This window comes from Pedobacter sp. BAL39 (assembly GCF_000170795.1).
Taxonomy (GTDB): domain Bacteria; phylum Bacteroidota; class Bacteroidia; order Sphingobacteriales; family Sphingobacteriaceae; genus Pedobacter.
Genome location: NZ_ABCM01000037.1, coordinates 1 through 20,689, shown reverse-complemented (window position 1 = coordinate 20,689; position 20,689 = coordinate 1). Strand labels below are relative to the sequence as shown.

General features: G+C 46.7%; 19 protein-coding genes. 11 read left to right on the top strand and 8 right to left on the bottom strand.

Annotation, left to right across the window (positions count from 1 at the left end):
- Positions 1-51: 51 nt before the first annotated feature.
- The 4 genes from PBAL39_RS24120 to gpmI all read right to left on the bottom strand — a co-directional run bounded on the left by PBAL39_RS24120 (position 52) and on the right by gpmI (position 4,144).
- Complete coding sequence (locus PBAL39_RS24120; protein WP_008246760.1) at positions 52-441, bottom strand: two-component system response regulator; 390 nt, start codon at positions 439-441, stop codon at positions 52-54.
- Between the two features lie 36 nt (positions 442-477).
- Positions 478-1,698, bottom strand: coding sequence for a PAS domain S-box protein (locus tag PBAL39_RS24115; RefSeq protein ID WP_039867655.1), 1,221 nt, complete (start codon positions 1,696-1,698; stop codon positions 478-480).
- Positions 1,699-2,096: 398 nt separating this feature from the next.
- On the bottom strand, positions 2,097-2,624 hold the full coding sequence (locus PBAL39_RS24110) for a hypothetical protein (protein WP_008246758.1): 528 nt from the start codon (positions 2,622-2,624) through the stop codon (positions 2,097-2,099).
- Positions 2,624-4,144, bottom strand: a complete 1,521-nt coding sequence (gpmI, locus tag PBAL39_RS24105) for a 2,3-bisphosphoglycerate-independent phosphoglycerate mutase (RefSeq protein ID WP_008246757.1) — start codon at positions 4,142-4,144, stop codon at positions 2,624-2,626. Before gpmI ends, PBAL39_RS24110 begins: the two co-directional genes overlap by 1 nt.
- Before the next feature lie 164 nt (positions 4,145-4,308).
- On the opposite strand from gpmI, the gene PBAL39_RS24100 reads away from it, so the two are divergent.
- From PBAL39_RS24100 to PBAL39_RS24065, 8 genes are all read left to right on the top strand, one after another.
- On the top strand, positions 4,309-4,701 hold the full coding sequence (locus tag PBAL39_RS24100) for a DUF4783 domain-containing protein (protein ID WP_008246756.1): 393 nt from the start codon (positions 4,309-4,311) through the stop codon (positions 4,699-4,701).
- Between the two features lie 35 nt (positions 4,702-4,736).
- The gene (nadC, locus tag PBAL39_RS24095) at positions 4,737-5,579 is read left to right on the top strand and encodes a carboxylating nicotinate-nucleotide diphosphorylase (RefSeq protein WP_008246755.1); all 843 of its coding nucleotides are present in this window, start codon (positions 4,737-4,739) and stop codon (positions 5,577-5,579) included.
- Between the two features lies 1 nt (position 5,580).
- On the top strand, positions 5,581-6,228 hold the full coding sequence (plsY, locus tag PBAL39_RS24090) for a glycerol-3-phosphate 1-O-acyltransferase PlsY (RefSeq protein ID WP_008246754.1): 648 nt from the start codon (positions 5,581-5,583) through the stop codon (positions 6,226-6,228).
- A 10-nt stretch (positions 6,229-6,238) separates the two neighbouring features.
- On the top strand, positions 6,239-7,066 hold the full coding sequence (locus tag PBAL39_RS24085) for a M48 family metallopeptidase (RefSeq protein WP_008246753.1): 828 nt from the start codon (positions 6,239-6,241) through the stop codon (positions 7,064-7,066).
- Between the two features lie 128 nt (positions 7,067-7,194).
- Positions 7,195-7,791 carry a sigma-70 family RNA polymerase sigma factor gene (locus PBAL39_RS24080; protein ID WP_008246751.1) on the top strand — a complete coding sequence of 199 codons (597 nt, stop codon included), beginning with the start codon at positions 7,195-7,197 and terminating at the stop codon, positions 7,789-7,791.
- A gap of 60 nt (positions 7,792-7,851) precedes the next feature.
- On the top strand, positions 7,852-8,877 hold the full coding sequence (locus PBAL39_RS24955) for a FecR family protein (protein ID WP_008246749.1): 1,026 nt from the start codon (positions 7,852-7,854) through the stop codon (positions 8,875-8,877).
- 168 nt (positions 8,878-9,045) lie between these two features.
- Positions 9,046-12,063: a TonB-dependent receptor gene (locus PBAL39_RS24070; protein WP_157274201.1), complete on the top strand. Its 3,018-nt coding sequence runs from the start codon at positions 9,046-9,048 to the stop codon at positions 12,061-12,063.
- Positions 12,064-12,074: 11 nt separating this feature from the next.
- A complete protein-coding gene (locus PBAL39_RS24065) occupies positions 12,075-13,385 on the top strand; it encodes a metallophosphoesterase family protein (RefSeq protein WP_008246745.1) in 1,311 nt (436 codons plus the stop codon).
- Between the two features lie 109 nt (positions 13,386-13,494).
- Here the strand turns inward: PBAL39_RS24065 and PBAL39_RS24060 are convergent, their stop codons facing one another.
- From PBAL39_RS24060 to PBAL39_RS24045, 4 genes are all read right to left on the bottom strand, one after another.
- Positions 13,495-14,805 carry an anthranilate synthase component I family protein gene (locus PBAL39_RS24060; RefSeq protein ID WP_369750771.1) on the bottom strand — a complete coding sequence of 437 codons (1,311 nt, stop codon included), beginning with the start codon at positions 14,803-14,805 and terminating at the stop codon, positions 13,495-13,497.
- A gap of 96 nt (positions 14,806-14,901) precedes the next feature.
- Complete coding sequence (locus tag PBAL39_RS24055) at positions 14,902-16,179, bottom strand: adenylosuccinate synthase (RefSeq protein ID WP_008246741.1); 1,278 nt, start codon at positions 16,177-16,179, stop codon at positions 14,902-14,904.
- 41 nt (positions 16,180-16,220) lie between these two features.
- Positions 16,221-16,712 (bottom strand): Fur family transcriptional regulator, encoded by a 492-nt coding sequence (locus PBAL39_RS24050; RefSeq protein ID WP_008246738.1) that lies wholly within the window; start codon positions 16,710-16,712, stop codon positions 16,221-16,223.
- Between the two features lie 64 nt (positions 16,713-16,776).
- Positions 16,777-18,987 carry a bifunctional (p)ppGpp synthetase/guanosine-3',5'-bis(diphosphate) 3'-pyrophosphohydrolase gene (locus PBAL39_RS24045; protein ID WP_008246736.1) on the bottom strand — a complete coding sequence of 737 codons (2,211 nt, stop codon included), beginning with the start codon at positions 18,985-18,987 and terminating at the stop codon, positions 16,777-16,779.
- A gap of 339 nt (positions 18,988-19,326) precedes the next feature.
- Between PBAL39_RS24045 and PBAL39_RS24040 the strand changes: the two genes are divergently transcribed.
- The 3 genes from PBAL39_RS24040 to PBAL39_RS24030 all read left to right on the top strand — a co-directional run.
- A complete protein-coding gene (locus PBAL39_RS24040) occupies positions 19,327-19,944 on the top strand; it encodes a DUF4294 domain-containing protein (protein WP_008246734.1) in 618 nt (205 codons plus the stop codon).
- 3 nt (positions 19,945-19,947) lie between these two features.
- Positions 19,948-20,445, top strand: a complete 498-nt coding sequence (locus PBAL39_RS24035; RefSeq protein ID WP_008246732.1) for a glutathione peroxidase — start codon at positions 19,948-19,950, stop codon at positions 20,443-20,445.
- Between the two features lie 25 nt (positions 20,446-20,470).
- Positions 20,471-20,689: PIG-L deacetylase family protein (locus PBAL39_RS24030; RefSeq protein ID WP_008246730.1), on the top strand; the 219-nt coding region annotated here is incomplete at its 3' end.

Genomic DNA, 20,689 nt, shown 5'->3' with positions numbered 1-20,689 from the left:
TTTTATGCCTGAACTGAAGCTACATACACAGCCTCCGGGAAGTACATATTCTTAGGCAGTGCCAAAAATCTCTACAAACTTGTTCCTGCTCAATGGCTTGGTCAGGAAATCGGTAACCACGGGAATCGACTTCGAGCGTTCCAGTTCCGATGGAGAGATCGACGATGATACGATGTAGATGGAAATCTTCTTGCGCATCAGCGGCTCCAGCAGCAGGTATTTCGTAAGGAATCCCCAGCCATCCATAGCGGGCATATTCAGATCCACAAAAATCACATCCGGAAGCGCATCCGGATCATCTGATAAAGTCTCGAGCTTAGAGAGTGCTACATTGGCATCTTCGAAAACGGTAATGTCGGTGCTAAGATTAACTACTTGCATGATTTTCTTGGTCAGGAAAACAAAGATGCTGTCGTCATCTATCAGAAAGAATTTTTTCATCAGTTTAATATTTATCGGTTATAAAACGAGCATTTTTTAGGAATGTTGTTTTTCGTTGGTCGTTACCTGGTTCTGCTCTGCCTGCTTCACGATGGACTCAATTGCTTCGTTCAGCTTGTCGGTAGAGTCTTTTAACATCGTAAGCATATCTGTCTGGTCCGACTGTGGATCCTGAAGCATCAGTTCCGTCAGACTCATGATGTTGGTGAGTGGTGCCCTTACCATGTGGCTCTGTATCCAGGCGATGTCTTTCAGGTCCTGGTTCTGACGCTCAATCATACGCACATAGTTCAGTCGCTCAGATACATCTGTAGAAAGTACCAGCCGCGCTTCAACACCATCAACAGTGACAATGTTGGTGTCGATCTCTACCGGGAAAAGGTCACCTTTTTTATTCTTATGCGTAATCAAGCCTGTGTACTCCCGGGTCCTCACAGTGCTGAAGATGTCCATCAATTTGCTGATCTCATCTGCAGGGCGGATGTCGGCGATGTTCATCTTCATGAACTCCTCAAGGCTATAGCCATATTTCTCTACTGCAGCCTCATTTACCTTCAGAAAGTTTCCTGTTCTCAGCTCGAAGATGTACATCGGTACCGGGTTGGAGTCGAATACGTTACGGTAATGTTTTTCTGAAGCATCCAGCTTTTTCACCAGGACACCCTCCTTGGCGATGGTCTTTTCAAAGCCATTCAGTACGTTGGTGATCATCAGGATGCTGATAAAGCTCACGAAAATCAGGTTCCCGGAGTAGGCCAGCCAGAGTGAAAGGTCGTAGCTGTCTGACAATGGGGTGGGGAAGAGGTTGAACTTAAGGATCAGCCCGATGCCGACGCAGATCAGTATGTTGATCAGCAGGGACACATAGGCCATCCGCTCGGGAAATATCATCGCCGAAAATACGGTGATCATCAGCAGGTAGATCGAACCGGGGCCCTCTGCACCCACAAAGAAGAGGTAGATGACGGCTACAACATAGAGAATCGCCACTACAAAAACCATTTTGTAATCCAGCTCTATCTTTCTATTCAATACTAATCCCATAAAAGACATTATAAATACGATGTTGAAAATTGGAAATAAAATCTTACCACCCTCGATCTCAGTAACCAGCAATGGGATAATGGCAATCAAACTCACCGGTAACCCATAGATTAACGTCTCCCGGAATAAGTTCACCCTCCAGATGTCAATCTTGAAGAGAGATATATTGTCCTCGTAACGAATAACCTGATGGAATAGCTGCTTGTATTTCATCCAGTATGACATAGTTTGCTCCATTTTTTAGAAATGATCTTTCAAGGCCTCCCCGACGCGCGCATAAGAATACATTATATGAGGAATATATTACCCGAAATTTCTGTGGTGCAATACCATTTTATTTCAGGTAAATTTCCTTTATATCCGTCAATCACACGATTCCAACGCCACAAGGCGTTTTCCCGGGCATGAGCCTTTCATTTACCACCTAGAGTGTGCCTATTATCATGCCAAGGGCGGTCGCTAATACGTGTTTGCAGCGGAAAAAGATGTTTAAACATTGAAGTGCTAAAAAGAGTGCTTTTTCGGTCAAACAGAGGAAAAAAAAGAAGGGACGCTGATTGATTTCAGTGTCCCTTCGGGTGATGGTCGGCAGCTTCAGCAGCTGGTCGTCATCAATGTTTGAACCTTCCGGTAATGCGGTAGTTCTTCCGTTTTAACAGGCGGATTTCCTGGCTCTTTCTCACCTCATAAATGCTGTCCGGAACATAATTCAGCGTGTCTGTGGAAGTGTAGAGGCTGTTGTGCGTACGCAACACCACCCTCAATGCAGAAACCCGGTTGTCTGTGCGGGTTACCCGTAGCTCTTTCACCGGCACCTTTTCCTCATCAGCCTGGTAAATTTCCGTGTTGCCAGCTTTGCTGACGCTGAACAGTCCTTTCCAGGCAGCTTTATTAAGGTCTGCATCCGAAAATGCCGACAGCTCCTTGTTCCAGTCGCTGATCCTGAGCTTCCTGGTTTCTGCAATACCATTCACCATCACTGTTTTCTCTACCTCCGGGTTTTGGCTTTTCAGTCGGGAGATCTCCCCCGCCAGGTATCCCTTCAGGTCGAAGTATACTGCTTTTGAAGCCGGTGCGTCATCATTTCCACAGCCGGCAAGGGCCAGCAGGAAAACAAATGAAATCAGGTAATATTTCATTAGATCAACTCGTTTCCAGTCATGATCGCTGGCTTTTCAATGCCCATCAGCTTTAGGATGGTTGGTGCCACATCGCCCAGTTTTCCGTCAGCAATACTCGTGTAGTCGCTGCCTACCAGGATACATGGTACCAGGTTCGTCGTGTGTGCGGTATTGACCGATCCGTCACCATTGATCATGAATTCTGAGTTCCCATGATCGGCAAGGATGATGAATGCATAACCATGCTCAAGGCCTTTGGTTACCACCTGCTCCGCACAACGGTCTGCCGTTTCCACAGCTTTTACCACCGCTTCAAATACCCCGGTATGGCCAACCATATCCGGGTTGGCAAAGTTCAGGCATACAAAATCAGGCCACTCGTTTTCCAACTCTTTAGTGATGGCTTCAGTAATGCCGGCAGCGCTCATCTCCGGCTGCAGGTCGTAGGTAGCCACCTTAGGCGAAGGCACAAGGATCCTTTTCTCCAGCTCAAACTCCTGCTCACGTCCTCCTGAAAAGAAGAAAGTCACGTGTGGATATTTTTCAGTCTCCGCGATGCGGATTTGTTTCTTATGGTTTTTGGCCAGCACTTCTCCCAATGTTTCTGTGAGGTCATCCTTAGTGAAGATCACTTTCACATTCTTGAAGTTCTCGTCATACGTGGTCATGGTCACATAATACAATGGCATGTGGTGCATGTCGAAGTCAGGATAATCTGCCTGGCTCAGCACTGAAGTGATTTCCCTGCCGCGGTCGGTTCTGTAGTTGAAGCAGATGACCAAATCATCCGGCTGGATGGTAGCGATCGGCTGGTCGTCATCACCAGTTACCACCAGCGGTTTCAGAAACTCGTCGGTCACGCCATCTTTGTACGACTGTGCAATGGAAGCCAGAGGATCCTTGGTATGCGTACCAATGCCTTTGGTCATTACATCATAAGCTTGTTTTACCCTTTCCCAGCGGGCATCCCTGTCCATCGCATAATAGCGGCCTACCAGGCTGGCAATCTTGCCGGTAGAGTGTTCCAGGTGGTGCTCCAGGTCTTTGATGAAGTTCAGTCCTGAGTTCGGATCGGTGTCCCTGCCATCAAGGAAGGCATGGATGAATACCTTCGTCAGTTCTTGTTCGCCGGCAGCATCACATAGCGCTTTCAGATGCTCAATGTGGGCATGTACACCACCATCTGATACCAGTCCGATGAAATGAACGGCTTTATTATTTTCCCTGGCATATTTAAATGCACTTAGCAATATATCGTTGTTGTGGAGGGTCCTATCGCTGATCGCTTTATTGATCCTGCCGAGTTCCTGGTAAACCGTACGTCCGGCACCAAGGTTCATGTGTCCCACCTCAGAATTTCCCATCTGACCGGCAGGTAAACCTACAGCTTCACCTGAAGCTTCTAATTTAGAGTTCGGATATTTCTTCAACAGCCCGTCGAAAAAAGGCGTATTTGCTGCATAGGCCGCGTCGGAACTGTCTTGCTTTCCGTAACCCCAGCCATCTAGAATAAGTAGTACTACTTTTTTATTATTCATCGTGATTTGCTTTTCAACAAATATAGGTCTATTGCGCTTTTTTTTAGCGGTTTTTTGTAATTGATGTGTAGTAATGTGTTTTTTTTTACCACTAAAAGTGCTAGGTTAGCGGAGATTTAATGGCATAATTTATGTGCCAATGAGTCATTAGCCAGACCGAGAATATGAAGCCCTTACTTTTACTGACGATACTATTTACCTATTTTTCTTCTCCTATTGCTGCTCAGAGCGATATTATCGAAGATTTGTGCGTTCATTTTAAGGCCGGAAGCTCCAAAGAAATTGCCGCCAGCTTCTCTTCATCTGTGGATTTAATCATCATTGATGAAGAAGATGTCTACTCTAAAGCACAGGCAGAACAGATCCTCAGAAATTTTTTCACGAAATATACACCGGTAAAAGCCGCTGTGGTACACCTCATCAACGCCAATCCGAAGTTTCGTTTTGGCATCATTTCCCTGCAGACCAAGACTGGAAAATTCAGGGTTTCCATCACCATGAAGAAGTCGAATAACACCTTTTTTATAACTGAATTGAGAATAGAGCCGGATAAATAGTAGTAAAATGTTATTTTTGGGTTTAATTATAAATTTTGGATAAGCAAATCATAGAGCAATTTATAAAAAATGCTGTTGCCGAAGACAGAGGCGATGGCGATCATACATCACTTTCCACCATTCCTGCAGGCACACAGGGCAAAGCCCAGCTCATCATTAAAGAGGATGGTATCCTTGCAGGAATAACCCTTGCCGTAGAGATTTTTAGCTATATAGACCCTTCACTGGTCGTCAACGTCCTGCTCGAAGATGGTGCTGCGGTAAGATACGGCGACATCGCACTGACGGTATCTGGAAGTACACACTCCATTCTGCTGGCCGAACGCCTGGTGCTCAACTGCATGCAGCGCATGAGTGGCATTGCCACAAAAACCCATGCCATCGTTCAGATGATCAGCGGTTATCCTACCCGGATCCTGGACACGCGCAAGACGACCCCCGGACTGAGGTATCTGGAAAAATGGGCGGTACGCATCGGCGGCGGTGTCAACCACCGCATCGGTCTGTACGACATGATCCTGATCAAAGACAACCATGTGGACTATGCAGGAGGAATAAAAAACGCCATCCGTGCAGCCAACCAATACCTGGCTGCCCAAGGTAAAGACCTGCAAATAGAAATAGAGGTGAGAAACCTTTCTGAGCTGAATGATGTTATAGAGGAAGGCCATATCGATCGCATCATGCTCGATAACTTCAGCTTTGATGACCTGAAGAAGGCAGTAAGCACCATTGATGGTCGTTTCATCTCAGAGGCTTCAGGAGGAATTACTGAAGAAAATGTGGCTGAGTACGCAGCATGTGGTGTCGATTTTATCTCAATTGGCGCATTGACACATTCCGTCAAAAGTTTGGATATGAGCCTTAAAGCTTGTTAAAATGATTTCTGTATATAGTATATCTGCAGTAATACTGGCCTACCTTTTTGGATCTATACCTACCGCTGTCTGGCTCGGGCAGGCCTTCTATGGTGTCGATGTCAGGGAATATGGAAGCGGAAATGCCGGTGCAACAAATACCTTCAGGGTGCTTGGCAAACGCGCAGGCATGGCTGTGATGACCATTGACATCGCCAAAGGTTTCACTGCTACCAAGCTGGCCTACTTTATCGGCCTCTCCATCACCGGGCCACAACATTCTCCACAGTTTATCAACTACCAGCTCGCCCTGGGCCTTACCGCTGTTATGGGGCACCTTTTTCCTGTATTTGCAGGTTTTAGGGGTGGAAAAGGTGTGGCGACGCTTTTTGGAATGATTTTGGCAGTTAACCCAGATGCAGCGATGCTTTGCGTTATTGTCTTTGTGGTGGTGCTGCTGACGACCAAATATGTTTCACTGAGCTCGATATGTGCAGGCTTTACCTTCCCATTGAGCATTGTGTTTGTCTTTCACTCGTCAGTGAAATCCGAGGTCCTCTATGGGATGTGTGTGTGTATACTCATCATGATCACCCATCAGAAAAACCTGGAAAGGCTCCTCAAAGGCAAGGAATCCAAAGTCTACCTGTTTAAGAAAAAAAGTACCTAAACATCTATCCATGAAAACGATAAAATTATTAGCCATTGCTGCGGCAATGCTGGCCACGTCATCCTGCTCTACTGTCCCGCTTACGGGGCGCAGCAGACTGAGTTTAGTAAGTGAAACTGAAATGCAGAGCGCTGCAGCATCCAGTTATGCGGCGCTGTTAAAAGACCCCTCCACAAAAGTGTTGAACAACGCAGATGCGCAAAGGGTAAAACGCGTGGGACAGAAAATCCAGGCAGCAGTCACCAAATATATGAACGCCAATGGTTACTCCAGTCAGATCCAGGGCTTCAACTGGGAGTTTAACCTGATCGACAGTAAGGAGATCAACGCCTGGTGTATGCCTGGTGGTAAGGTTGCCGTTTATTCGGGAATCCTTCCGGTAACAAAAGATGATGCCGGACTGGCCACGGTAATGGGTCACGAGATTGCCCATGCCATTGCGCAGCACTCTTCGGAGCGCGCCTCACAGGCGGCACTGGCAGAGGCCGGCGGTGGTATCATTGGTGCCGCAACGGGTGGTAAATCACAAAGTGCACAGCAAATGATCAACCAGGCTTATGGCATTGGCGCACAAGGTTTCGTCCTGCTGCCGAACTCCAGGAAACAGGAGTTGGAAGCAGATAACCTCGGACTGACCTTTATGTCTATGGCCGGGTACAATCCTGAAGCTGCCGTTTCTTTTTGGCAACGCATGGCTGCAGCCAGCCAGGGTTCTCAGAAACCACCTGAGTTTTTAAGTACACACCCTGCGGATGCTACCCGTATCGCACAGATCCAGCGTCTGCTCCCTGAAGCGAAAAAATATTACAACTCCACAACCGGTAAGCCGGTAAAGTAATTCTGACCGGAAGTTTAAACTGATTTAAGAGGGCACGCATAACGGCCCTCTTTTTTTTGTCCCTGCCCTGCGTACAACCGCCTGCGGGAACCTGCTGAAACATAATATTGCATTAATATCCTGTTTATATGTTATGCTCAGCTTTGCGTGCAAAGATCATGTATTTGAATGTTGCGTCCGATGTTATAGCTACTGAGCCCAAATCCTATGATCTGGCCGCTTTTGAATTGCTGTACAACCGCATGAGTCAGGCGCTGCAGAAATATGCAGAATATTATGTCAGGGATAGTGAAGCTGCCAAATCAATCGTCAATGACCTCTTTATTCAACTATGGTTCAAGGAGCGGCAGCCCGAAAACATCAAAGGGTATCTCTATCGTGCCATAAAAAATGCCTGCCTTAACTATCTTGAACAACAGAAGAGAAGCCCTCTTTCTTACTTGGAACAAGATGAACTGATGCTGCGCTCAGACCTCAGTCTACCTGATCAGGAACTCAGCCTTGAATCCGACCGCCTGAGCTTTTTACAGAAGATCATTTCCTTATTGCCCCCGAGGAGACAGCTGGTGTTCAGAATGTTCCGCCTGGAAGGTTTTAGCTATGCGGAGATTGCTGAGCTCCTGCAGATTTCGGAACGCACAGTAGAAGATCACCTCTCTAAAAGCATGCAGTTTATACATGCTCATTCCAAACATTTTATTCACACAAACTTAACGGAAGCTTAACCGCCTGCAGCCCGTATTTGAACTCCTGATTATTGTCTCTACCCATGAAAGCTTTGTGCTATGGAAGAAAAAATATGGAATGGCGTGCTGAAAAGACTGACTGGAACTGAAAGCCCGGAGTCAGCACTGCTGTTGGATGAATGGCTCGCAGCAGATCCTGCTCATCAGCGCCAATACCGGGAAATGGAAGCCACATGGGCCTTGTCGGAAAGGATTACACCTGAGCCCCCGGCCGTGCCATTTCAGCAATTTACCCGGCAGGTCGCTGAAACAAAGGCCTCAGACTATGAGACCGCCAGGCGCCCCGCTGCTGCGCGGAATTCGTTCTGGAAGTATGGCGTCGCGGCCTCCCTTGCCCTGATGTGTTTGCTGGCCGGATTATTTTATGATCAATGGAATTCAGGAAAGAAGCCTCAGGAAGAATGGATCACCAGAAAAGCCGGTCTGGGGAAGGTTATTCAGATCAGCTTGCCTGACAGCTCGCAGGTATGGCTGAACGCCGGAAGCCAGATCACTTTTGCGAAAGGTTTCAATGGAAAAAAAATCAGGGCAATACGTCTTAAGGGAGAAGCCTACTTCGAGGTAAAACACGACCATAAACATCCTTTTGTGGTTAGCAGTGGCAGCCTTAAAACCACGGTGTACGGCACCAGCTTCAGTGTCAGGGCTTACGACAATGAGGCCCTGACATCAGTGTCCGTAAATTCAGGAAAGGTGGGCGTCAGCGGGGAAGACCAGTCGCATGATAAACATACTGTGATGCTGTTGCCCAACGACAAGCTGAACTATAGCCATAGGAACCATCAGTTTGTGAAAACCACCATCAATAATGAAGATGTCAATGCCTGGGTGAAGGGAGAGCTCCTCTTTGAACAGACGCCACTAACCGAAGTTTTTGAAACACTTGCCAGAAAATACCAGGTGAAGATTGATACAGGAACGCAAGACTATAAAACATGTAAACTCACGGCCAGGTTCGGCAACCAGCCCATTCAGGTGGTACTAAAAGCAATTCATCTCTCCTTAAACATACATTCAACACAAATCGGAAACACCATTTATCTAAAAGGAGGAAACTGCATGTAAAGAGCGATACCAAATAAAAAACCGTTCCCATTTGCAGGAGAACGGTCCTATACTTTAACCTCAGGCGGCCACCTGATGGTTATTGAAAATATTTAAATCCGTTAAAAATTTAAACAACCCAAATTTATGAAAAATTTCAATGGGGCTGATGGCCTTATGAAAATAATTATGCGTATAAGTCTAGTATTCAGTATCATTTCTGTTTTATTCCTCAACCTGGTGCAGGCATCTGCCGTCAGGGGACAGTCGGCACTGGACAAACAAATCTCCATCAATGTGAAAAATGCTGCTTTTGCAGATCTCTTAAAAGAAATAGAAAAAAAGACTGGTGTTAACTTTGTATACAGCAACCGTGAGCTGGTACAGACCAAGGTTTCGGTCTATAATGAATCGAAAACGGCCAGGATCATCCTCGCACCCCTGCTAAAAGAAAATAACCTCTACCTTATTGAAGAGGGGATGATGGTCGTCCTGAAGAAGTCGGCACCCGCCCCGCGTACCGTTAAACCAGGCACCATTGTCGGTTACGTCAAGGACGTCGCCAACAAACAAACATTGCCTTATGCCACCATAATTGTAAAAGGCAGCAATCAGAAAGTCATTACTGATGCCAACGGCTATTTTGTATTGGGCAATATGAAGGCGGGCACCGTGGTGCTGAAGGTCAACTACATCGGCTACACTGCGGCGGAGTTTAAGGTAGACGTGAAGGAAGACAAAACCGTTACGCTCGACCTCAACCTGGAAAGCCAGAGCAACGACATGAAGGGCATTACCATCAGCGGCATCCGCAGGGGTGAGGCAGTGGCCTTAAGTAATATGCGCAATGCAGACAACATTAAGTACGTGCTTTCTGAAGAGCAGATCGAACGTTTTCCCGATGCTACGGTTGGTGAAGCCATGCAGCGTGTGCCGGGTATTGCTATGGACTATAGCTACGGATTGCCAAGGAACATCATCATCAGGGGTTTAGACCAGAGTATGGGCTCGGTTACCTTAAATGGCAACAGGCTTCCCTCTACCCAAACGAACTCAAGGGACATCGACTTAAATGGCATCCTTTCCACGACAGTGGAGGCCATCGAGGTGAACAAAACGCTGACTCCGGATATGGAGGCTGATGGTACTTCGGGTTCTGTAAACATCATCTCCAAAACACCAAAGGTAGGCATGCGGCAGTTACAGGTAAAGGGCTCTTTCGGACACAACTTCCTGCTGTCGAAAGAAAACTTTGACGGCTCTTTTAACTTCAGTCAGCGCCAGAACAAATGGGCCTACCTGGTAGGTGCCAACTATAGCAACACCTTCCGCGGTGAAGACCGTGTGCAAAAAGACTACGATACTTATGAGATCAATGGCTCAGAGCAGGTAAGACTTTCCAACCTGGAGCTTGAAGGTACAGACCTGCACAGGCAGAACTTAGGCCTGCAGGGAGAGCTGAGCTTCTTCCCGAATGAGAAAAGCCAGATCTACCTGAGAGGATCGTACAATAAGTTTTATGAGCTCCAGACCAGGGGGACAAAGAGTTACAACATTGGCGAATATACTGATGATAACAATGTTGCTGATGTCAGCATCGGCTCCGCAGGCTCACCGAGGGATTACCATAGGGACCTGTTGAGTTTCTCCATTGGTGCCAAAACCAATTTTAACAACTGGATTGCCAACATCGACCTCACCTATGCAAGTGGTAAGTATGATCAGCCGATCTATTATGACGGGTATTTTACGTACGGCGACCTTACTGCGGGTCTTGATATCTCTGATCCCCGTGCACCGCAGTTTAACTTTACATCGGGTGATCCATCCAACCCGGCAAACTTTACCACTTCGTCCTATGTGAACAGACACCAGTTTGCAGACGACAAGGACGGTCAGGGTTCATTCAATATCCAGCGTACGTTTGACCTGAGCCCGAAGAATAAGTTCATGCTGAAGTTCGGGGGACGGTACAAGTACAAGGAAGATCAGCACACCCGGAACTACTTCCAGTATACGCTGGCACCAGGAACGACTGTTTCTATGGATAACTTCCTCTCCGGCTACTCCCGGAAAAAGTACTTCAATGGCAAGTACGACCTTTCGGGTGCGATTGCCAATGGTTACCTGATGGAAACCTATTATCAGAACAACCGTGGTTTGTTTAGTCAGGATGAAACTTATGTTCGCCAGAATACGGATCCGGATTCTTACGATGGCAGTGAAACAATGGGCGCAGGTTATGTGATGGGTAAACTGACACTCGACAAACTCGACATCATCACAGGTATCCGTTATGAGCGTACTGGTTTTGAATACAATGGTAACGTGGTCAATTTTGACAATACCGGAAAATACATCAATACCAACAAGGTCGCGGTGAAGTCGGCTTTTGATGGTTTTTATCCCAGCCTGAACCTTAAATACGCCTTAGACCAGCGTACCAACCTGCGTGCTGCGGTTACACGCTCCCTTTCACGCCCCGGATATTACGACCTGGTGCCGTGGCAGGAAGTGGAACCCCGCAGAAAAAGGATGAAGATCGGTAATCCTCAGTTAGACCAAAGTACTTCTACCAACTATGACTTCCTGTTTGAACACTACCTGAACTCGCTGGGATTGATCTCTGGTGGCGTCTTCTACAAGAATATCGAAGATTACATCTATGAAAGTATCTACACCCAGGTCGGTGGCGACTTTAGTGGTTATCAGGTAACACAGACCGTGAATGGTGCCAATGCGCGGGTGTATGGTTATGAGATTGCATGGCAACAGCAACTGACCTTCCTGCCGGGCTTCCTGAATGGATTCGGTGTTTATGGAAACTTTACCCAGATCCAGTCGAAGTTTAAAGTTCCGGGTATTGTGAGCGACCGTACCGTGCGTTTGCCTTCTATGCGCCCTAAGGTAGGGAATGCTTCTCTTTCTTATGAGAAATATGGTTTCTCTGGCCGACTTTCACTGAACTTCTATGAGACCTTCATCAGCGAGCTGGCAGAAGAACAAAAAGACGATCTGATGGAAAAAGGAAGAGCCCAGCTGGACTTCTCTGCTTCGCAAAAGATCAGTAAACGATTCACGGTATTCATGGGCATCAGCAACATCAATAACGCACAGACCATCCTGGATTTCGGCGATGGACGCCCTAACGACCATAAATACTTTTCTTCATGGGCCAATGTTGGCTTTAAATACAATCCTTTATAATCGTAAACACAATGATGATCAAATTCAACAACTCTTTTCCAAACCTGTTCAGGCAGTCCGGGCTGGTGACAGTTCTTTTGATGCTCCTGATCCATACCGGTAAAGCGCAGTCGTTCAAAGCGACGGCTTCACCGGACAGGATCATCCTGACCTGGTCTGCCGATCCTGCCAGCACGCAGTCGGTCACCTGGAGAACGGACACCACAGTGATAAAAAGCTTTGCGCAGATACTCGTCGAAGGCAGTTCCCCCAACCTGGAAAAGCCAGAATCCAAAGAATATGAGGCCCTGACTTCTTCCCTGAAAGGGAAGGAGTACGAGCGTGCAAACTACCACAGTGTAACCTTCAAAGACTTGCAGCCGGATCAGCTGTATACTTATCGCGTAGGCGATGGTACCAATTGGAGCGAATGGTTCCAGTTCAGAACAGGGCCCGCAAGTACCAAGCCTTTTTCTTTCATCTACCTGGGTGATGCGCAGAACGACATCAAATCCAAGTGGTCGAGGGTCATCAGGAGGGCTTTTGCTACGCATGGTGAGGCACGGTTTATCGTTCATGCTGGCGACCTGATCAACCGGTCCAACAACGACAGCGAATGGGGGGAATGGCATTTTGGTGGCGGATTCATCAATGGCATGATCCCCAGTTTCCCTTCCTCCGGAAACCATGAATACTTCAGGGACGAACAGAAGGTACTGACATTGGACCCGCACTGGAGGGCACAGTATACTTTGCCGGAAAATGGTCCTGAAGGACTGGAAGAGTCTGTTTATTATACCGATTATGCCAACGTCCGCCTGATCTCCTTAAATTCACAGATGATCGTGCTGGATTCCAACTCCCTGAAAATCCAGGCCGCCTGGCTCGAGGAGGTGCTTAAAAATAACCCTAAACAATGGACCATGATTACTTACCATCATCCGGTATATTCAACAGCAAAGGGCAGGGACAATAAAGAGTTCAGGGAGCTGTTTAAACCTTTGTTCGACAAATATCACGTCGATATCCTGATGCAGGGGCATGACCATACTTATAGTCGCGGACAAAACCTTGGCACAGGCGTTTCCGGTAGGGTTGGCGGACCGATGTATGTGGTCTCTGTTGCCGGTCCGAAAATGTATAAGGTAGATGTTACCCCGAAATGGATGGATGTCTTTGCAGAAAATACACAGCTGTTCCAGATCATCTCTGTGGATGGGGAAAACCTGACCTATACTGCTTATAAGGCGTCAGGGGAGATTTTTGATGCCTTTAAGCTGAAGAAAACAGCCAAAGACAAGGCTGCGGTATTTACCGACATGAGAAAGAATAAGAAAAAATAAAGCTTTCTACGGCTAACCTTTCTACGACTAACCTATCAGCAGTGAACCCGGAAGCGGGTGTCCATGTAATCCTGGACACCCGCTTTTTGTATATTTTCAGGACGCGGTGTTAACTCAATGTCTGTATCATCGCTGATGCCTTCAGCATACATTCTTCATATTCACTTTCAGGGTCAGACGAATAAGTAATGGCGCCACCTACCTGAAAGGAAAGGTACTGCCTGCTCTGTTGGTAGAGGATACTGCGGATGATCACATTGAAATCGAAATCGCCGTCTGGTGTGATGTAACCGAACGAGCCGGAATAAGCACCACGCCTGCTCAGCTCATACTTGTCGATCAGCTTCATCGCCTTGATCTTGGGCGCACCGGTCATCGAACCCATAGGAAAAGTATTCCGGATGGCTTCCACAAAATGAATGTCGGGGTTCAGCTCACAGCTGATGGTAGAAATCATCTGGTGCACCTGCGGGAAAGAATAAATGCCGAAGAGCTCTTCCACCTTTACAGAGCCCTGTACAGCACTTCTTGTCAGGTCATTCCGCACCAGGTCTACGATCATCACATTCTCGGTCTGTTCCTTCATGTCGGTACTGAAACGCGCACGTACCAGCGCGTCCTCTTTAGCGTCCGGATTTCGTTTTGCTGTGCCCTTAATAGGCTGGGAGATCAGCTTTTTGCCTCTTTTGCAAAGGAAGCGCTCTGGGCTGCTCGACAGGATATACCTGTCATATATTTTAAAATAACCCGAAAATGGGGTAGGGGAAAGTTCCTTCAAGCTAAGGTATACTTGCTGGGGATCGATGGCCGCATGTTCGGCGAAAAACTCCTGGCAATAGGTGACTTCATAGATGTCGCCCCTCAGGATGTGCTGCTTCAGCTCATCGATTTTCTGAAGATAGGTGGTTTTGTCCATCCGCTGTCGGATGTTCAGCGGTTGACTGCATTCTGTAGCTTCTGATTCCGGCTCAGAAGGAGCAACATGATTGTCGATCACATCAAGTACCGAAGGATCGCCGAGCAGCACGTGTGGGATGCCATTGTCTACTGCAATCAGGTATTCCGGTACGAAAAAAAAGAGGTCTGGAAAGCCCAGCAGGTCCGGGTGCTCAGACGACAACGATTCATTTTCATTTTTAAGGTCGTAACTGAAAAGGCCGAACATCCAGTTTTTATGCGTTTCATAAAAAAGCTGTAGTGCTTCAAAAGCATGCCCTGTTCTGCAGTTGATGCTGTGCTTTGCGCCTGCAGCAATCAAAAAATCGTAGCGTCCGAACCCGTCTTTGTAATCGCTGGAATCCAGGCAGCAGCAGATGTCAAACGTATTGGCCCAGCTTAGTGCCCTGCTTTTAAATAACGATAAATCCGGGTTGTTCATTTTCCCTGCAAAGGTAAAGAATTTTAGGTTTCCGGCCTGCACAGCGATACATTTTATGACCAGCAATGAAAACCGAAGGCATAAAAAAAGCGGCCTGAGCCGCTTTTAAATATATCATTAACCAGATCTTGTATCTGATTAGATCAGTTCCAGTGTTTGCACCCTGTCCGGGCCTACAGAAAGATATTTTACAGGAACCTGCAGTTCTTTCTCCAGGTAAGCAATGTATGCAGAAAGTTTCGCAGGGATGTCTTCCACTTTGCTCACTTTCGTGACATCTGTCTGCCATCCGTCAATCTCTTTCAATACCGGAGTAGGTTTTACAGAGATGATGTCGTAAGGCATATAATCAATGGTTTCGCCATTGTGCTCATAGTGAGTACATACATAGATTTTTTCAAAAGCATCCAGTACATCAGCTTTCATCATGATCAGCTCCGTTACACCATTCAGCATAATCGCATATTTTAATGCAGGAAGGTCGATCCATCCGCAGCGACGCGCACGTCCTGTGGTTGCACCAAACTCATGACCAACCTGACGTAGGTTTTCACCTACCTCATCATCCAGCTCCGTAGGGAAAGGACCACCACCAACACGGGTGCAGTAAGCCTTAAAGATGCCATATACATGTCCGATGGTGTTAGGCGCAATGCCCAAACCAGTACACGCTCCTGCAGTAGTCGTGTTCGATGAAGTTACGAAAGGATAAGAACCAAAGTCAACATCCAGCAAAGTGCCCTGAGCACCTTCAGCCAATACTGTTTTTCCTTCTTTCAGGAAACCATTTACATAATGCTCGCTGTCTACATGAGGGATGCTCTTGATGAACTCGATCGCTTCAAAGAAAGCAGCTTCTTTTTCAGTAAGGTCATACTCAAACTCATAATGAGAAAGGATCTCTTTATGTTTTTCTACCAGTTTGTTGTAACGCTCCTTGAAATCAGGAAGGGTGGTATCACCTACACGAAGACCATTACGGCCTGTTTTGTCCATATAAGTCGGGCCGATACCTTTCAGTGTCGAACCGATTTTATCTTTACCCATTTTCTGCTCATTGGCAGCATCCAGTAACTGGTGGGTAGGTAAGATCAGGTGTGCTTTGCGGGCAATAACCAGCTTTCCTTTGGCTACAGGATCGTGTCCGGCAGCTTTCAGGTTATCCAATTCCCTTTTCAGGATAATGGGATCAATCACGACGCCATTACCAATCAGATTCATTGTTTTCTCATTGAAAATACCTGATGGAATGGTATTTAAAACGAACTTTTTGCCATCAAACTCTAACGTATGTCCTGCATTCGGACCGCCTTGAAAACGAGCTATCAAATCATATTGCGGACTTAAAACGTCAACAATTTTACCCTTGCCTTCGTCGCCCCATTGCAGGCCAAGAAGCACGTCTACTTGCGTCATTATGTAAATTTAAAAATAGAAATTATTATAAACTGGATAGGTTAACTTGCATGTTTAATATCGGCATTCTGGTTGTTCATCGACGCCTTTGCGGAGCAGTCGAAACATACGCCATATAAGTTTAAGGAATGGTGTTTGATCTCAAATTTCAATAAATCACCAACCATGCTTTGGATTTGATGGATACGCGGATCACAGAATTCTACCACCTTACCGCAGTCGATGCAGATGATGTGGTCATGCTGATGATAGCCATAAGATTTTTCAAACTGGGCCATGTTTTTACCAAACTGATGTTTGGTGACCAGGTCACACGATACCAGCAGCTCTAATGTATTGTACACTGTAGCCCTGCTGACACGATATTTCTGGTTTTTCATGTGGATATAGAGGGTCTCTACATCGAAATGGTCATCTCTGGAATAGATCTCTTCTAAGATGGCAAAACGTTCCGGTGTTTTTCTCAGACTCTTATTTTCGAGGTAGGCTTCGAATATTTTTCTAACCAACTCGCTGTTGTGGTTTGTAGACATAGTTTTTAAACTCCTTTCAAAGGTACCAAAAATTTAGATATACCTATAGTTTTTCTTCGTAATTTTAGGCATCAAAACGGGTGACGCCTGTCACGCCTTTTACTTCCAGCAGGTTCTTGATCAGGTTGTCTAAGTGCTCTTTATCGTTTACAAACACCATAATTGACCCGTCAAAAATCCCATTATCAGTGTCTACGGTAATGGAACGCATGTTTACCTTGAAGTCTCCCGAAATGACTTTCGTGATGTTGTTGATCAGTCCCACATCGTCGATGCCGATGATGTGCAGGCCTGTTAGGAAGGTCAGCTCTTTCTGGCTGTTCCACTTCGCCTTTACGACCCGATAGCCATAATTGGCCATCAGCTGCGCGGCATTCGGGCAGTTCGTCCTGTGGATCTTGATGCCTTCATTGACCGTCACGAACCCAAATACATCGTCGCCGGGAATTGGGTTACAGCAGGCAGCAAGGGTATAATCGATCTTCTGAAGGTCTTCGCCGATCAGGAGGATGTCCGACTCAGGTCCTTTGACCCTGCTCAGCAGTGCCTCAATCTTCTGGTTGTCGCTCTTCTCTGATGCGCCCCTGTTTTCAATCTCTTTCTCACTCGCCAGGTAATCCTTCAGGTCTTTCAGCTCAATCTTGCCGTTGGCTACGGCAATGAACAGCTCCTGCGTGGAAGGCAGTTTAAAGAAGTAACTGATTTTATTGAGGTTATCCGTATTGTAGGTGATCTTGAGCGACTTCATCTTGCGCTCCAGTGTTTCCTTGCCGGTTTCGGCGATCTTGCGCTTCTCTTCTTTCAGGGAAGACTTGATCTTGGACTTCGCCTTGGCGGTCACCACAATGTTCAGCCAATCTTCCTTAGGCATCTGCTTGCTGGAAGTGATGATCTCCACCTGGTCGCCATTCTGCAGCTTGTACGACAAGGGTACAAGCTTATGGTTTACCTTGGCACCGATACATTGTGCACCGACATCCGTATGGATCTCAAAGGCGAAGTCGAGCGCCGTAGCACCCAATGGCAGCTGCAGCAATGCCCCTTTCGGCGTAAAGATGAAAATCTCATCCGAGAACAGGTTCATCTTGAAGTCGTCCAGGAAGTCCAGTGCATTGGATTCCGGATTGTTCAGCATCTCCCGCACTTTCATGATCCACTGGTCCAGTCCGTTGTCATTGCTGGACTCCTTATATTTCCAGTGTGCTGCAAATCCCTTTTCTGCAATCTCGTTCATCCTCTTCGTGCGGATCTGGATTTCCACCCATTGCCCTTTAGGGCCCATCACGGTCGTGTGTAAAGATTCATAGCCATTTCCCTTAGGCGAAGATACCCAGTCGCGCAAACGGTCCGGATTCGGCCTGTACAGGTCGGTCACAATGGAGTAGGCTTTCCAGCATTCTGCTTTTTCATTTTCCGGTGCGCTGTCCAGGATAATCCTGATGGCAAAGAGGTCATACACCTCATCAAAAGGGATGTTTTTGCTCTTCATTTTGTTCCAGATCGAATGGATGGACTTCGGACGTCCGTAGATGTCCGCAATCAGGCCCTGCTCGGCAAGGATCTCATTAATTGGCTCCACAAAGCGTTTGATGAACAGCGTACGTTCCGCTTTTTTCTCATTGAGCTGTGTGGCAATGTATTTATAGGTATCCGGCTCCAGGTATTTCATGGAGAGGTCTTCCAGTTCTGATTTTATGGCGTATAACCCCAGTCGGTGGGCGAGGGGTGCATACAGGTAAATGGTTTCCGAGGCGATCTTCAGCTGTTTCTGTCGCGGCATGAAGTCCATGGTCCTCATGTTGTGCAGCCTGTCGGCCAGCTTGATGAGGATTACCCTTACGTCATCGGCAAGGGTGAGCAGCATCTTCCTGAAGTTCTCTGCCTGCAGGGAGCTGTTGTAGTCGAACACCCCCGAGATCTTGGTCAGCCCGTCGATGATCTTCGCGGTTTTTTTGCCAAACTCACGTTCAATATCTTCCAGGGTGATGTCCGTATCTTCCACCACGTCGTGTAACAATGCGCATACAATAGAGGTGGTTCCGAGGCCTACTTCCTCGGCTGCAATCTGCGCTACGGCGATGGGATGGTAGATGTAAGGCTCGCCGGATTTGCGGCGCATATTCTTGTGGCTTTCGAGGGCCATGTCAAATGCTTTTCTGATTTCTTTTTTGTCTCCACGCTGCATCGTCGGCTTACAGGCGCGTAAAAGTGCCCGGTACCGCTTCAGTATCTCTTGTTTCTCTGCTTCTAAATCAATGACTAGTGTGTTCTTCATTTATGTGTGCTCCCTTTTTCAATCGCTGTTCTATTGGCAAATGAACCTAAAATTTTAAACATATGCCAAACATTTTTACCTGCTCCTTCAATATAAGCTTTTTCCGGCAGGCAATGGTATAAATACAATATTTTGCCTGAATTTAAGTTATACTATATTGGATTTGATCTGCTCTGGCTGCGGTCCTCTGAATGCTTAGATCAGCCGCCTGCCGGATGGATTAATGTCAATTGTATTATTTACGTCAGAATGATTTCCTTTTCTCTGTAAAATAGTATATTAGACATGAATTCGAGGGTAAATACAATATTAGCCTTAACTTTGCAGGGATATAAATTTATGAAATATTATAGGTTATTTATTCTGTCAATTGTCATGATTACCGGTGCGTCTGCAAAAGCACAGGTGAGCTCCACTGGAATCAAGATGCCAGTGCTGGGTAAAAATGACACCATCAGGGTGGCTTCAACCAATGATATGGGTGAGATGATCCCCTGGATCCCCCTCAATGAGGTGGTGATCTATGGCTACCGGATCTTCAAAACGCCTGCCGACCGTGCTGCCTTCAACCGCCTGCGCTACAATGTGATGAAGGTCATGCCTTATGCCTTGTACGCCAAGCGTCGTTATGAGCAGCTGGAAAAGGACCTGGCCATGACGGCCGATAAAAAGGAACACAAGAGGCTCGTCAAACAATGTGATAAGGAAATCAAAGATATGTTCAACCGGGAGATTAAGGAACTCACCATCTCCCAGGGACAGATCCTCACCAAGCTCATCGATCGAGAGCTGGGACGCACGACCTATGATATCGTAAAACAAACAAAAGGAGGCGTAACTGCCTTTTTGTATCAATCCGTGGCCCGCGTGGTTGGCCACAACTTAAAAAGTACGTATAACCGTGAAGAAGACCGTGATATCGAATCCATTATCGTCTCTTCAGGGTTTTATCAATAAAATATGTCTGATTACGCTAAAAGTGTACATCAATTCAAAGTCAGATTGATTGATGGCACAGAGAAGAACCTTGCCGATTATAAAAATAAAAACCTGCTGATTGTCAATATTGCTTCTGCCTGCGGGTTTGCTCCCCAGCTGCAGGACTTACAGGCCCTGAGAGAGGAACTGAAAGACTCGGATTTTGAGATACTGGCCTTTCCTTCCAACGACTTCGGCCGTCAGGAGCCTCTTGATGGTATGGACATCCAGAATTTCTGCGAAAAGAATTACGGTGTGGAATTTCCGGTGTTTGAGAAAATTATGGTACGTGGCTCTGAAGCACACCCTCTTTATAGATTTCTAAGTGACAAAAGCCTCAACGGCAAACTTACCTCCACACCGCGATGGAACTTTCACAAATACCTGATCAATAAACAAGGAGAGGTGGTCGATTACTTCTTTCCTTTTACCAAACCATCGTCGACCAAAGTGAAAAAGAAAATACAACGCCTGGGCTAAGCTCCCGGGGAATTATACCATCCATATGAAATTAGATTTATTGGTTCTTGCAGTCCACCCGGATGATGCAGAACTTGGCTGTTCGGGTACGATTGCCAAACACATTGCCCTGGGTAAAAAAGTAGGTATTGTAGACTTTACCAGAGGCGAACTCGGTACCCGCGGTTCTGCTGAAATCAGGGACACTGAAGCTGCCGCGTCCGCAGAAATCCTGGGACTACATGTTCGTGAAAACCTCAGGTTA